Source organism: Vibrio sp. EA2 (genome assembly GCF_033042495.1).
Classification (GTDB): domain Bacteria; phylum Pseudomonadota; class Gammaproteobacteria; order Enterobacterales; family Vibrionaceae; genus Vibrio.
In genome coordinates, this window is sequence record NZ_JAWLID010000001.1 from 28,920 (window position 1) to 42,657 (window position 13,738).

Here is a 13,738-nt window from a genome sequence, read left to right on the forward strand (position 1 = left end):
AATAAACGGTAGGAGACAGGTTCTCTTACCGTTTTACTTTTTTGTTATAGATTTAATTAAATTCAATTTCTTCTAGTAGTCGTGCACGGTACGTCCGTGGCGTAACGCCAAACCAAACCCGACACGCGCGGTTGAACGTCGCTTGTTCTGAATATCCAAGTAAGCCACTAATTTGGCTCAGTTTTAGGTTTGGATCTTTCAAGTACTTTGTCACTATCAATTGTCGTTCGTTCGCTAAGAGCTGTTCGTAGGTTGTATTCTCTTGGGCGAGTTTTCGTTGCAGAGTCCGTTTGTGCATTGAGAGGTGTGCGGCAATATTTTCTGTGCTGCATTGGCCTGTGGGAAGCAGCGCGCGAATTAATCGTCTTACATCATCAGAAACCGAACTTGCGAAGGGAATGGGCTGTGAATCCAGATAATGCTTTGCCAGTTTGCAGGTTTGCTCATCTTCACTGGAGAGCGGTATGGCAAATGCGGATTCGGGAAGAATAAACCCACACCAGTCTTGGTTGAAATTTACAGGGCAGCCAAATACGGTTTGATAAGACACCTCATCTCCCAATTGGGCGTGCATAAAGTGCACAGCGAGTGGTTTAAACTCATGCCCACACAATAATTTTATGACCTGCATAGCATTGGCCAAACCCAGCTCGTAGCACTGAACTGAATAGTCTATACCGCGTCCCTGGACTGTGTATTCCAGCTTCATCGTTTTAATTTTTCCATTGGATTCAGGCGTATATTTGGTCGTTAATGCAGAGCAATGTAGGTGCAAGTAGTTTGATATGTTTTCGAGCGCATCACCAACCGTGGCGGAGCTGCGCGCAATGACTGAAATCGGGCCAAGAATACCCATACCTTGATATTCTGCGAGTCGCAGACCAAAGTCAGGGCAATCAAGAGCCGTTACGGTCTCTTCTAGTAGCGCAATCATATTGCGAAACATTATAAAGGAATCCTCGTCCCGTCTCTGTTCGTTAGGTATGTGATACTTTGCAAGCAGCGAGTTCGGATCTCCGCCCAGTAACTTGGTCAGATTGTCATACCCACGAAGGTTTGTTGCCCTGATTAAAATATGCACGATTTCTCCGTTGTCTAAATGACCCACTCCATGGTTATCCATTCCTCTATCTAGCTAAAGATGCAAGTTAACATTTTAGTAACATTGTCGCGTTATATCAAAAAAAAGTCGTCATTCATCAATATTGTCTTATGCCCTTTCTGAAATATTGAGCAATGTTTAGTCAACAAGGAAAAGGTTATGAACGCTGCACACTACGACACAATCATTATCGGGGCTGGTCTTTCAGGGATTGGAACGGCTTGCCACCTGGCGTCTGAACACCCTGATAAAACGCTTGCTATCCTTGAGCGCAGAGAACGAATGGGTGGTACGTGGGATTTATTTCGTTATCCCGGTATCCGCTCTGATTCGGATATGGCGAGTTTTGGTTTTGATTTTAAACCTTGGTATTCCGATAAAGTTTTGGCTGATGGCAAAAGCATCAGGGAATACGTCGCGGAAACTGCTGAAGAATTTGGCTTTGATGATAAGGTTCAATACGGCTTGGCGATCACCAAAGCCGATTGGTCTGATGAAAAACAGCGCTGGACAGTGACGGCGACTCATGAGCCTTCTGGAGAGGAAAGAGTCTTTACTTGCTCATTTTTAATCAATTGTGCTGGCTACTACAATTTTGACAAAGGGCATCGACCTCGTTTCGAAGGGGAAGAGTCGTTCCAAGGTGACATTGTTCATCCTCAGTTTTGGCCGGAAGACTTTGATTATTCGGATAAGAAGGTGGTGATTATTGGTAGTGGTGCGACAGCAATAACGCTTTTGCCTAGTATGGCGGAAAAGGCGGCGGGTGTTACCATGCTTCAACGCTCGCCAAGCTACATTATGTCGGTGCCGAACACGGATAAAATCTCGGTTTTCCTCAATCACTTTTTGCCAAAAAAATGGGTGTTTAACCTAACGAGAAAGCGCAATATTTTATTGCAGCGAGGCATGTATCTGGCGTGTCGTAAATGGCCAAATAGAATGCGTAAAGTTTTGTTGTCACATGTTCGTAAGCAAGTAGGGCCTGATTTTGATATGAGTCACTTTACCCCTAATTACAATCCATGGGAGCAACGTTTGTGTGCTGCGCCTGATGGCGATTTTTTCCAGACCCTACGTTCGGGTAAGGCGGATATTGTGACGGATCATATCGATCACTTTACAGAAAAGGGCATTAAGTTGAAATCGGGGCAGTACATAGAGGCCGATGTGGTAGTGACTGCGACTGGTCTAGATATCCAGCTAATGGGTGGTATGGCATTCCATTTAAATGGCGAGCCGATCAACGTTCCGAATCGCATGATATACAAAGGGATCATGATTGAAGGGGTGCCCAATTACGGTTGGATATTCGGTTATACCAATGCACCATGGACTCTGAAAGCGGATATCGGCGGCCGTTATTTATGTAACTTGTTTACTCATATGGAACAGAAGAGCTTCGCAGTGGTTCGTCCGGTAGACAATGACAACGCAAGTACTGGGGTCAGTATGCTGGATGGGTTTGCTCCGGGCTATATGGAACGAGCAAAAGAAAGAATGCCGAGACAAGGTAATGAGGGGCCTTGGGTTGTCACTATGCACTACGGCAAAGACAAAAAAGCGTTGACTGAGGATCCAATCGAAGATGGGTTTTTACAGTTTTCTCCTGCTGTCAACCAAGAGAAAACCTTGGTTCAGGACGTTGAAGCGACAGCATAACCCGACTCGCCAGATGATAAGGACGTGAAAATGACAATACCAGATCATACCAAGCCGCCGGTGGTACTTATCCCCGGCATGTGGAGCACGGGGGAAACCTTGTCAGAAGTGAAGCAGGCTTTTGAAGCGCAAGGGTATGAGGTGGATTCTCTATGCCTTCCTGAGCACAAAGCGAAGCTCGAATACGATCAAGCAGCTAAGAATCGACTTGCTAGAACGTCTTTACAAGACTATGTGGATTTTATCGTTGCCAAAGTTAAAGATCATGCTGTAGCTCCGATTCTCGTCGGGCATTCTATGGGAGGTTTGTTAGCACAATTAGTGGCGGCTAGAGTACCAATCAGTAAGCTCGTACTTCTTTCGTCAGCGGCTCCTGGCGGGATTAATGGCTGGAGTTGGTCGGTGATTCGAACATTTGGACGTAACCTATTGATATTTCCACTTTGGCGCAAAGTCACGGAAGTTGGGGAGAGCAATGTTAAATATGGGATTGCCAACTCTCAGACTGCTTCTGTCCAGGCGCAGATTATGGAAAGCATGACCTACGAATCTGGCATGGCCACTTTTCAGATTGGAGTGGGCGGCTTTTTCAACAGTGGCTTTTCACGGGTTGATGCTAAGCAGGTGGCGTGCCCAATACTTATCATAGGTGGTTTGGCAGATCGTATTACACCTATCAAAGTACAGCGTGCGATAGCGAAAAAGTATGGGGAACAGGCCAACCTGGTTGAATTGCCAGCGGTATGCCACTGGACAATAGGGGGAAGCAATTTGCCCCAAGTCATGTCGGTGATCTTTAACTGGCTTGATGATCAAATGAACATAGCCGCATAGCGGCACACTTTTGGTATTGAACTGCACGTTAAAAAAATGCCCTCCAGTGACAGGAGGGCATTTGTTTTTTCTTAGCTAGCGAATTGGAATCTTATGTTCTTCTTCACGTTGGTCAGCTAGTTTAGGTACCACGACAGTCAAAACACCGTCGACAAAATCAGCGCTAATTTCTTCGACATTGATGTTGTTACCGAGCGTAAAACTTCGAGACATTTTGCCACTGTATCGTTCACTGTGGACTACCTTACCTTCTTTTTCTGTCTCTTTTTTAGTTTCGATACTGGCTTCGATGGATAACACACCTTGCTGGCAGCTAAGTTTGATATCTTCTTTTTTCACTCCCGGCAAATCGGCAGTGACTTCGAAGGCTTGGTCTTTCTCGACAATATCAACTCGTGGCGAAAAAGACCCTTCTTCGAATCTTGTCCTCAATGCAGGAAATGAATTGTCAAAGAACCGGGAGAAATCAGCCCAGCTATCACGAGGAACCAAGCTCATAAGTACCTCCTCATTCACTCTTTCCTAACACCACTATAAGTGTAATTCCAGTATCCGAAATTTCAGGAAAAATAACTGCTCTGTTTGATAAAAATCAAATATTCTAGAAGCGTTGTTACCTGAAATTTAAACGGTCGTCGAAGGTAACTCTGGCGGGAAGTTACGGCTTGTACGACGTACTTTGATCTGCGAGAGAATTACACCAAAAATAACCAATAAACCGCCAAAAATATGGTAGAGACGGAGCTCTTCGCCCAGCAGTAAGGATGCCAATGCCACAGCAACCACAGGCAACAAATTCATAAACATCGCACTGGAGTCAGCGCCAATTAAATCTATCGCTTTTACCCACATCAGTGGTGCGAAAATTGAAGCTGCAATACCCGCGTAAGCAATCAGTGGAAGCGCTTCTTGGCTTGGTAGTAGTTGATCACTCGTCAACCATAATGGTGTCAACATGGTTACAGAGAAGAACCCTTGCATGTACACCAATGTCAGATTGTTAAATGGCATTTTCCAGCGTTTAAGTAGTACGCAGTAAGCTGCATACACGAATGCCGCAAGCAACATCAAACCGTCACCCTGAGTGATGTCCTGATGTAGGAAATAAGTAATGTCTCCATGACCAAGCATAAAGGCTAACCCCAATAACGACATTAAGCCGCCCACGATACTCAGTTTAGAAATCGACTTCCCTAACAAAGGCACGCTGAGAAATACACTGATGAGTGGGACCAGTGAGGTAATCAGTGCCATATTAGAAGCCGTGGTGGTTAAACCAGCGTAATAGCCAAGAGATTGATTTAAAACCATACCGAGTAGAGCAAGACAAGCTAGTTTGGTGAGATAAGGGCGAATAACCTGACGCTGCTTAATCACGGCTGGCAGACAAAATGGTGTCAGGATCAACAGTGCGATAAACCAGCGGTAGAAACTCATCGCACTAGGTTCAATGGTGCTGGCCGCCATTTTGTTTACGATAGTATTTCCACCCCAAATCATGACGGTAAAAAACGGAAGTAAGTAAACCATGAAAACCCTATCGCATAATAATTGATGACGATAGTCTGGCAGGTCTTTATAATGAAAAGTATCTCCTAAAAGACATAGTGAGCGATAGGAAGACAATTTTGAAAAAGAGTTCGCGAAACCTCCACCCTTCATTATCAATCGATCGGGCTCCATCCGATGTATTTATGAACTTCGAAGCGTTTTTATCCAATACAGAGACTCGAATGCACAGTCACCCGTGGGGCCAGGTACAATTGATCAGCGGTGGTATTTTGGAAATAGATGCCGAAGACACGCGCTTTTTAGCCCCACCTCATTTAGCTATCTGGGTGCCTGCGGGGATTCGTCATACCAGTTATAACCGTAAACCGCTCGAGTACTGCTCGTTAAATATTTCTCCGGATTTAACGGCGCATTTCCCTACAAAAACCAGTTTAATTAAGGTGACGCCGGTTATTGCTGCGATTATTGAGGATTTTCGCCAACGTGACATCAATGTCGCACATAGTGATGAAGACAAACGTCTGGTTCAGGTGCTGCTCGATCAATTGGCTAAGCAAGAGGTGGAACACCATTTTTTACCGACCACTGATAATAAGTATTTGGAACCAATCCTTAAAGCTGTAGAAGAATCACCCACGGATGAAATCAGCCTGGCGGAGTGGGCGGCAAAAGTTCATACAACGGAGCGAACGTTAGCGCGTCACTGTCAGAGTGAGTTGGGAATGAGTTTTACTGAATGGCGATTACGCGTCCGTTATCTCCACTCTATGGAGTTGCTGCGCAAGGGACAAACGGTAAAAGAAGTCGCACTGACGTTGGGTTACAATCAGGCGAGCCCTTTTATTGCAATGTTTAAGAAATACTCCGGCATGACACCGGAGCAATATAAGAATCGTTTGTTATAACTGGTGTGGCTGGATCCATACGGTTTCGCATGTCTCCGCTGAAAGTAGAAGTTGTCGAAATCAATTTCATACCCACTCAGGCAACGATTTATAACGAGCTTAAGTAAGCGTTATCCTAAGTGCGTAAACTGCAATGCCACCAGTCGCTGATAAAGTTCACAGCTTTGCATCAAAGATTGGTGGTCACCAATATCAACCAATGTGCCGTCATCTAATACGGCTATCTTGTCCGCGTGTTGGATGGTCGATAAACGATGAGCAATGATCAGTGTGGTGCGGCCTTTCATTAACGCCTCAAGTGCTTGCTGAACATGGTGCTCACTTTCGCTGTCTAATGCGCTGGTGGCTTCATCAAGCAGTAAGATCTTCGGATCTTTAAGAATGGCACGAGCAATTGCAATTCGCTGTTTTTGTCCTCCTGATAGTCTCACGCCACGCTCCCCCAAAAAGCTGCGATAGCCTTCAGGTAGCTTCTCGATAAACTCATGTGCATGTGCTTTTTTCGCCGCTTCGATGACTTGCTCGTCCGTTGCTTCTGGGTTGCCGTACCGAATATTGTGGAACACGTCGTGGCTGAATAAAGCGGGCTGCTGCGGTACGAGCGCCATCTGTTGGCGAAGGTCGTTCGGGTCGAACTGGCGAATATCAAGGCCTCCATACATAACCTGGCCTTGCTGTGGGTCATAAAAACGTTGGAGTAGCTCGAAAAGTGTCGTTTTACCTGCACCAGACGGACCAACTAGCGCTAATACCTTACCTTGCTCAGCGGTGAGGTTTAATGCTTTGATAGCTGGTTGATCGGGGCGAGAAGGGTAGTTGAAACTAACCGAGTTAAAGGTAACCTCCGCCGGCATCGTAGGGTTTATTGGTAACGCATTGTTTGGCGAACAAATATCGCTTTCTACTTGCAAGATCTCAATCAGTCTTTCCGTTGCGCCCGCGGCTCTTTGTAGTTCACCAAGCACTTCAGAAATGGTGGCTGTGGAGGACGCGACCATAATGGCGTAAAACAGAAACGCTGCCAGATCACCGGCTGACATTTTACCGTGAATGACATCGCTGCCACCGACCCAAAGCATGCCGCAAATGGCACTAAACACAATCACAATGACACCCGAGATTAAAATCGCGCGCTGTTTTACTCGCTGTCTACCAATCTCGAATGCTTTTTCCACCTCTACGGCAAAGGCGGCTTTTTCATGTTGCTCTGAGCTAAAGCTTTGGACGGTTTTAATATGCTCTATCGCTTCACCGGCATAGCTGCCCACATCGGCCATTGAGTCTTGGCTTTGGCGAGACAGGGCGCGTACTCGTCGCCCATAAAACAAAATCGGCACCAAAACGAAGGGCACAGAAGCAAGTACAATTAGCGTGAGCTTAAAGTTGGTGGCGAACAGCATAATGATAGCCCCAAGGCACATCAAGGCGCTGCGCATTGCCATCGAAAATGAGGATCCAATAATGCTCTGTAGCAAAGTGGTGTCAGTGGTGAGGCGCGACATAATATCGCCGCTACTGTGGGTTTCAAAATAACTCGGATGCAGCGATATAACATGGTTAAACACAGCAAGGCGTATATCGGCGCTGACGCGTTCGCCTACAGATGAAACAAGATAGAAACGAAAGAAAGTACCGATAGCAATGCATAAAGTGACACCGACAATAAACTGAATTGCACTGGTGAGTTCTTGCAAAGACTGCTGAGCAAAACCTTGATCGATTAGCATGCGTACACCATAGCCTACCGACAATGTCAGGCTCGCGGTCGCGACCAGTGCGACCAAAGCGGCGGTCACACGCCATTTATACGGTGAAACAAAGGTGTTTAGCTTCAGAAGGATGCCGAGGTTTTTGTTATTTTTACTGCTCATGATTGATCCACAAACCTTGTATAGTATTTGGCATACTAAGCTACTTGGTTTAGTGAAACCAGTAACGCGTTTCTTTCCAGGAGGATGAACGGCTTTTTCTCTCACGTGTCTAAATTTTGACGTTTAGCACTGCATTATTTTTGTAACCGGTTACAGTTAATGCTATTGATAGATACTAAGGATGAGTAGAAATGACGACTGTCAATCTAATTGCAATAGATATGGATCACAGAGTATTAGCGGGAAAAGGCGAGCTATCATCAGATCTTGGCCGTCGTGTCTACTTTGTGAATTCGCATCTCGGTGTTCATCAATTGTCCTTAGATATGGACACTATTTAGTATTGTGACCTTATATGATTCTCCTTAGTATTTAAAAGCATAGTTCACACACCGAAACAGCCTATTAAATAAAAGTATTGAGCGACTGGTCATATTTATTTGATCTGCAACTAAAGGTAAAAATTGAAAATGATTACCTCACGACAACATAAAATATTACGCTTCCTGTTACAGCAGCGGGAGTATGTCACCTTATCTAATCTGGCAGAACAATTTGGTGTGTCGAAAAAAACTATCCAGCGTGATCTCAATATTCTTAATGATTACTTAGCTGATTCGAACGTCCAGGTGGATAAAAAAGTAGGCGCTGGTGTGTTACTGGTGGCTGGAAATACCGCGGATCTCATGCAACTGGAGCTTCAGCTCAATGGAGAAAATGAAGATACAAACAGTATTATGGGGCATGCCCGCCGCATAAAAATTGTCTCCTGGTTATTGAGCGAGACACCAAAAGAAACGTCAATTAATAAGCTGTCAGAACGTTTTTATATCAGTAATGCCTCTGTTGTTAATGACTTAAGAATTATTGAAGATTGGATAACGCCTCTGGGTTTGCAGCTAATTCGTAGCCAAAGTGGGACCCGAATTAAAGGTAATGAAAGTAATGTGCGTCAGGCGATGGCCGCATTGATTAACGGGTTAATTAACCATCAGGAGCCGGGCCTCGTGAGCCATTCACGGCTGGATCCGGGGAGTTATAAAGCGCTGGTTCAGTATTTTGGCGAAGACGAAGTTTCCTTTGTGCAGGGCCTATTGCATGAAATGGAACAGGAACTGGCCTACCCATTAGGCGAAGCATACTACATCAATATTTTTACCCATATTTTGATTATGATGCGCCGCCGTATCAGAGGGAATTTACTGGATAATCCAGAGCATGTCTCCCAAGCACCTCTTGATGATCCGGTATTTTTTGTAGCCGGTAAGATGGTGGAAAAAATTGAACAACACATTGCTTTACCTTTACCGGAAGATGAAGTGTGGTTCATTTATCAATACATTATTTCATCTGGAGTCTTGGTGGTTGAAAATAGCAGTAGCGCCCAGTTGAATACCGAACTATTTAGTAATGAGGCACATGATATTACTTCGGACTTAGTGAGGAATTTTTCACAGTTAATCAATATTGACCTTAGCCAGGATAGCCAACTGTATGATGGACTTGTGGTGCATATCAGGCCATTGATTAATCGACTTCATTATCAAATTAATATTCGTAATCCTTTACTGGATGATATTAAAAATGAACTGGTGGATGTATATAACTTAACCCGTATTGCGGTAGAAAACATCTTTGTTCGTTGTACCCAACAAAGAGTTTCTGATGATGAAGTTGGGTATCTGGCTGTTCATTTTCAGGCTGCTATTGAACGCCAAATCACGCATAAGCGTGTTTTGCTGGTGTGTTCCACAGGAATTGGTACATCACACTTGTTGAAAAGCCGTATTCTGCGTGCATTTCCCGATTGGGAAATCGTTGCTTCGGTGCCAGCAAGTAATTTACAAAGTGTTAATCAGAAAACCGCACCTGATCTTATTATCTCTACTATTCATGTACCAGAGATTGATACGCCAGTAGTGTATGTCACCGCATTTCTTAATGATTCAGATATCCAGCGTATTACTGAAAAAGTAATCACAGAGAAGTTACATCAGGCAAGCGATACGCATGCTATTCCTCAATCTTGATTCAATATTAACGAAGTGAGTTTATGGATATTTCGACACTACTCAACTTGAACCATATAAAATTAAATATGGTCGCAAAAACGAAAAAAGAAGCACTTGAAGAATTAACAGATTTATTGGTGCAAGATGGCTCTGTTAACGACAAGGATGAATTTCTTCGAGCTATCTGGCAGCGCGAGGAACAAGGGCCCACTGGATTTGAAAATCATATAGCGCTCCCACATGGACAATCCTTGGCAGTAAAGCATACCACATTGGCCATAGGGCGTACCCAACATGACATTTCATGGGAAACGATGTGTGGTAGCGAGATTCGCTGTATCATTTTATATGCTGTTCGTTTGGAGGAGAAAAATACTGCTAATATTCGTTTATTAACACAAGTTTCATGTGCATTGGCAGATGATCGAATCATCGCTCAGTTACTGAAAGAAAATGATCCAAAAAATATTATTGAGATGTTTAATACACAATCTTAATTTCGTGGTTAACCCTAATCATTTATATTTTTCTTATCTAGAGCGGTTGTTTCCAGTATCGCCATCCTTTTGAGCCTTTCGCTGCAACCATAACGTATTCATCGCAGAATCTATTTTATTAAATCAATTTCAATTATATTCGCTATTAATATGATGCACCTCACATAAATATTTCTACTGTCCTTAAGTGTGTGTCAAATGTCCTGAGATATGGACACCATTTAGTATTGTGGACTTATGACTTTCTCCTTATATTTATAATCAAGATTACGCACTAATGTAGCCATTAAATAGAAATGAAATCTTATTCAATTTGGCAGAAATATGGTGTGTTAGAGAAAATCGAATAAAAGAGAAACTGCATCAGGTAAGTGATGTATCTACTGTTACTCAAGCTGGATTCAATATTAACGAAGGTGGTTTATGGATATTTCGTCAGTACTCAATGTGAAGCATATCAAATTAGATATGGTCGCAAAAACGAAAGAAGAAGCAATTGAAGAATTAACAGATTTGTTAGTGCAGGATGGCTCTGTTAGCAACAAGGATGAATTCCTTCGAGATGTCTGGCTACGCGAGGAACAAGGATCGACTGGATTTGAAAATCATGTCGCGATCCCGCATGGGAAATCCTTGGCGGTAAGCCATACAACATTGGCGATTGGACGTACTCAACATGAAATCCCATGGGAAACGATGGATGGAAGCGATATTCGCTGTGTGATTTTATTTGCTGTTCGTTTGGAAGACCAAGATACAACTCACATCCGTTTGTTAACCAAAGTTTCATGTGCATTAGCCGATGAGGACATCATCGCTAAATTACTGGAAGAAAATGATCCAGAAAATATTATTGAAATTTTGAACGCACCAGAAGAAGTTACTGCTTAACCCGAGTTGTTTTTTAATGTCTTTAGTAGACGGAAAAATAATGAAATAAATTGTCGAGGATTATTATGAATATTGTTGGAATTGCGGCTTGTACTGTAGGCATTGCACATACTTATATTGCACAAAAGAAAATTGAAATCGCAGGAAAAAAAGCCGGTCATAACGTAAAAATTGAAACGCAGGGTACGATTGGTATTGAGAACGCTTTAACTGATGAAGAGATTGCTCAAGCAGATATCGTTGTGTTGGCTGCTGATGTTCAGGTTTCTGGAGAAGAAAGGTTTGCCGGAAAGAAAGTCGTTAAAGTAAAAACAGCAATAGCCGTTAAATCGCCAAATAAACTGATTGAAAAACTACAAGAATTAGTTTTAGAAGACTGTAAAAATTAATAAAAATAATAACTTTTTCACCAATTATTATCCAATATGAAATAGAGGGTGTTACTTATGAGTATGAAAGAACTATGGAAAGCAGCAAACCCTAAAGGCCATCTGCTAACCGCTATCTCCTTTTTGATTCCAATTGTTTGCGGTGCTGGTTTCATTATTTCCATCGGTTTGTCCGTTGGAGGTTCGGTCGAAGATACTTTGGTCGCCGGGCAATTCGATATATGGGGTGTGCTCGCTACAATGGGAGCGAAGGCTCTTGGACTTTTGCCTGTTGTTATTGCTTGCGGGATTGCTGGTTCTATTGCCGGTAAGCCGGGTGTAGCACCTGGTTTTGTCGTCGGTTTGGCTGCTAATGCGATTTCCGCCGGTTTCATTGGTGGTATTCTGGGCGGTTATATGGCTGGTTACCTTGCTCTTGCCATTATCAAATATGTCAAAGTACCAAATTGGGCTAAGGGCTTAATGCCGACATTGATTGTTCCATTTTTTGCATCGATCATTAGTGGCCTGGTTATGGTCTATATCATCGGTACTCCTGTGGGCATGTTTACCGAAGCACTTACTTCTTTCTTAAGAGAGATGGGCACTTCATCTAACTTGGTTTTAGGTGCTGTTATTGGCGCTCTGTGTATTATTGACTTCGGTGGCCCGATCAATAAAACATGTTTTGCATTTGTATTAACGCTTCAGGCTCAGGGTATTAATGAACCAATTACGGCACTCCAGTTAGTAAATACAGCAACACCTGTAGGTTTCGGTCTGGCTTATTTTATTGGCAAGCTTATGCGTAAAAATATTTATAACTATGCGGAAATCGAAACTCTTAAATCAGCGGTTCCTATGGGGGTTGTGAATATTGTTGAAGGAGCAATTCCGGTGGTTATGAACGATATCGTTCGTGGTATCACTGCAGCAGCTATTGGTGGTGCTTGTGGTGGTGCGATTACCATGGTGTATGGTGCTGATGCGACTGTACCTTTTGGCGGCATTTTCATGCTTCCAACCATGTCGAACCCAATGGCCGGTGTAATGGCATTGCTAGTCAATATTCTAGTTACGGGTACCGTCTATGCTGTTATCAAAAAAGATGTTCCTGTTGATGTTATCGCAGATGATGACGCAGAAGAGGAAGATATCGATTTGGATGATATTAAAGTAAGCTAAAACATAGCTAAAATTATTTAATACCTCTTTCAAGTAGAAATATAAAATGGTCTAAATAAGTAGGTTGATGGAACGTATTCCAACCTGTTATTGGATACTGGACCGTTTTATCTAAAATTTAGTGTTTATCTTTTAATTAAAGAACGGATTTTATAAGTATGAGTGAACATATACATATTTCCCCATCATTAATGACAATGGATCTTGACCAGTTTAAAGAGCAAATTACTTTTCTAAATAATAATGTAGGTTCATTTCATATTGATATAATGGATGGTCATTTTGTCCCTAATCTCAGCTTATCCCCATGGTTTATTGAACAAACTCGTAAGCTGACTAATAAAGAGATGTCTGCACATTTGATGGTAACTGATCCTACATTCTGGGTGCAGCAGCTTATTGATATAAAATGTGAAGTTATTTGTATGCCTGCGGAACAAATAAATGGCACAGCCTTCCGTTTGATTGACCAAATACATGCTGCGGGCCTAAAAGCTGGAGTGGTACTGAATCCAGAGACGCCTGTTAGCGAAATCCTGCCGTATATCGATATTCTTGATAAAGTCACGATTATGACGGTTGATCCTGGGTTTGCTGGCCAGCGATTCCTTGTAAAGATGTTAGACAAAATTACCGAACTAAGAGAGCTTCGTGAAGCAAATGGCTACCAGTATCTGATTGAAATGGATGGTTCAACCAATAAAGAACATTGGAAAGTGATTCATGATGTTAAACCGGATATTTATGTCATTGGGCGCAGTGGACTGTTCAATTTGACGGATAATATTGAAAGTTCATGGCAACAAATGGTTGCTGAGTTTGAAGAAGAGACTGGAGAAAAGTTTATCCAGCTTCGTTCTGACGAGGCGGCTTAACATAGAGTATTCCAGTCCTCAAAC

At 43.0% G+C, this 13,738-nt stretch carries 14 protein-coding genes; 10 read left to right on the forward strand and 4 right to left on the reverse strand.

Annotated elements, in window-relative coordinates; all coding sequences use genetic code 11:
* Nucleotides 1-52 precede the first annotated feature (52 nt).
* Nucleotides 53-1,123 (reverse strand): AraC family transcriptional regulator, encoded by a 1,071-nt coding sequence (locus RXX31_RS00115; RefSeq protein ID WP_317587076.1) that lies wholly within the window; start codon nucleotides 1,121-1,123, stop codon nucleotides 53-55.
* Between the two features lie 138 nt (nucleotides 1,124-1,261).
* Here RXX31_RS00115 and RXX31_RS00120 point away from each other — a divergent pair, with 138 nt between their 5' ends.
* Together RXX31_RS00120 and RXX31_RS00125 are read left to right on the forward strand one after the other, a co-directional pair.
* The gene (locus tag RXX31_RS00120) at nucleotides 1,262-2,764 is read left to right on the forward strand and encodes an NAD(P)/FAD-dependent oxidoreductase (RefSeq protein WP_317587077.1); all 1,503 of its coding nucleotides are present in this window, start codon (nucleotides 1,262-1,264) and stop codon (nucleotides 2,762-2,764) included.
* A 30-nt stretch (nucleotides 2,765-2,794) separates the two neighbouring features.
* Nucleotides 2,795-3,598: an alpha/beta hydrolase gene (locus RXX31_RS00125; protein ID WP_317587078.1), complete on the forward strand. Its 804-nt coding sequence runs from the start codon at nucleotides 2,795-2,797 to the stop codon at nucleotides 3,596-3,598.
* Nucleotides 3,599-3,673: 75 nt separating this feature from the next.
* On the opposite strand, the gene RXX31_RS00130 is transcribed toward RXX31_RS00125, so the two are convergent.
* Nucleotides 3,674-4,096, reverse strand: a complete 423-nt coding sequence (locus RXX31_RS00130; protein WP_317587079.1) for an Hsp20/alpha crystallin family protein — start codon at nucleotides 4,094-4,096, stop codon at nucleotides 3,674-3,676.
* A gap of 126 nt (nucleotides 4,097-4,222) precedes the next feature.
* Complete coding sequence (locus RXX31_RS00135) at nucleotides 4,223-5,128, reverse strand: DMT family transporter (protein WP_317587080.1); 906 nt, start codon at nucleotides 5,126-5,128, stop codon at nucleotides 4,223-4,225.
* A 98-nt stretch (nucleotides 5,129-5,226) separates the two neighbouring features.
* Here RXX31_RS00135 and RXX31_RS00140 point away from each other — a divergent pair, with 98 nt between their 5' ends.
* Entirely contained in the window at nucleotides 5,227-6,015 is a 789-nt protein-coding gene (locus RXX31_RS00140; protein ID WP_317587081.1) for a helix-turn-helix transcriptional regulator, read from the forward strand.
* 110 nt (nucleotides 6,016-6,125) lie between these two features.
* On the opposite strand, the gene RXX31_RS00145 is transcribed toward RXX31_RS00140, so the two are convergent.
* The gene (locus RXX31_RS00145) at nucleotides 6,126-7,886 is read right to left on the reverse strand and encodes an ABC transporter ATP-binding protein/permease (RefSeq protein WP_317587082.1); all 1,761 of its coding nucleotides are present in this window, start codon (nucleotides 7,884-7,886) and stop codon (nucleotides 6,126-6,128) included.
* Between the two features lie 191 nt (nucleotides 7,887-8,077).
* On the opposite strand from RXX31_RS00145, the gene RXX31_RS00150 reads away from it, so the two are divergent.
* From RXX31_RS00150 to alsE, 7 genes are all read left to right on the forward strand, one after another.
* Complete coding sequence (locus RXX31_RS00150; RefSeq protein WP_317587083.1) at nucleotides 8,078-8,227, forward strand: hypothetical protein; 150 nt, start codon at nucleotides 8,078-8,080, stop codon at nucleotides 8,225-8,227.
* A 129-nt stretch (nucleotides 8,228-8,356) separates the two neighbouring features.
* Nucleotides 8,357-9,916, forward strand: a complete 1,560-nt coding sequence (locus RXX31_RS00155; protein WP_317587084.1) for a transcription antiterminator — start codon at nucleotides 8,357-8,359, stop codon at nucleotides 9,914-9,916.
* Between the two features lie 23 nt (nucleotides 9,917-9,939).
* Nucleotides 9,940-10,395, forward strand: coding sequence for a fructose PTS transporter subunit IIA (locus tag RXX31_RS00160; protein ID WP_317587085.1), 456 nt, complete (start codon nucleotides 9,940-9,942; stop codon nucleotides 10,393-10,395).
* A 423-nt stretch (nucleotides 10,396-10,818) separates the two neighbouring features.
* Entirely contained in the window at nucleotides 10,819-11,286 is a 468-nt protein-coding gene (locus RXX31_RS00165; RefSeq protein ID WP_317587086.1) for a fructose PTS transporter subunit IIA, read from the forward strand.
* Between the two features lie 65 nt (nucleotides 11,287-11,351).
* Nucleotides 11,352-11,675, forward strand: coding sequence for a PTS fructose transporter subunit IIB (locus RXX31_RS00170; protein ID WP_317587087.1), 324 nt, complete (start codon nucleotides 11,352-11,354; stop codon nucleotides 11,673-11,675).
* Between the two features lie 57 nt (nucleotides 11,676-11,732).
* The gene (locus RXX31_RS00175; RefSeq protein WP_317587088.1) at nucleotides 11,733-12,839 is read left to right on the forward strand and encodes a PTS fructose transporter subunit IIC; all 1,107 of its coding nucleotides are present in this window, start codon (nucleotides 11,733-11,735) and stop codon (nucleotides 12,837-12,839) included.
* A gap of 158 nt (nucleotides 12,840-12,997) precedes the next feature.
* Nucleotides 12,998-13,714 carry a D-allulose 6-phosphate 3-epimerase gene (alsE, locus tag RXX31_RS00180; protein ID WP_317587089.1) on the forward strand — a complete coding sequence of 239 codons (717 nt, stop codon included), beginning with the start codon at nucleotides 12,998-13,000 and terminating at the stop codon, nucleotides 13,712-13,714.
* Nucleotides 13,715-13,738: the final 24 nt, after the last annotated feature.

Coding starts and splice junctions, on each gene's coding strand:
- RXX31_RS00115 (WP_317587076.1), bottom strand. CDS start 1,123: ATGGATAACCATGGAGTGGGTCATTTAGACAACGGAGAAATCGTGCAT.
- RXX31_RS00120 (WP_317587077.1), top strand. CDS start 1,262: ATGAACGCTGCACACTACGACACAATCATTATCGGGGCTGGTCTTTCA.
- RXX31_RS00125 (WP_317587078.1), top strand. CDS start 2,795: ATGACAATACCAGATCATACCAAGCCGCCGGTGGTACTTATCCCCGGC.
- RXX31_RS00130 (WP_317587079.1), bottom strand. CDS start 4,096: ATGAGCTTGGTTCCTCGTGATAGCTGGGCTGATTTCTCCCGGTTCTTT.
- RXX31_RS00135 (WP_317587080.1), bottom strand. CDS start 5,128: ATGGTTTACTTACTTCCGTTTTTTACCGTCATGATTTGGGGTGGAAAT.
- RXX31_RS00145 (WP_317587082.1), bottom strand. CDS start 7,886: ATGAGCAGTAAAAATAACAAAAACCTCGGCATCCTTCTGAAGCTAAAC.
- RXX31_RS00150 (WP_317587083.1), top strand. CDS start 8,078: ATGACGACTGTCAATCTAATTGCAATAGATATGGATCACAGAGTATTA.
- RXX31_RS00155 (WP_317587084.1), top strand. CDS start 8,357: ATGATTACCTCACGACAACATAAAATATTACGCTTCCTGTTACAGCAG.
- RXX31_RS00160 (WP_317587085.1), top strand. CDS start 9,940: ATGGATATTTCGACACTACTCAACTTGAACCATATAAAATTAAATATG.
- RXX31_RS00165 (WP_317587086.1), top strand. CDS start 10,819: ATGGATATTTCGTCAGTACTCAATGTGAAGCATATCAAATTAGATATG.
- RXX31_RS00170 (WP_317587087.1), top strand. CDS start 11,352: ATGAATATTGTTGGAATTGCGGCTTGTACTGTAGGCATTGCACATACT.
- RXX31_RS00175 (WP_317587088.1), top strand. CDS start 11,733: ATGAGTATGAAAGAACTATGGAAAGCAGCAAACCCTAAAGGCCATCTG.
- alsE (WP_317587089.1), top strand. CDS start 12,998: ATGAGTGAACATATACATATTTCCCCATCATTAATGACAATGGATCTT.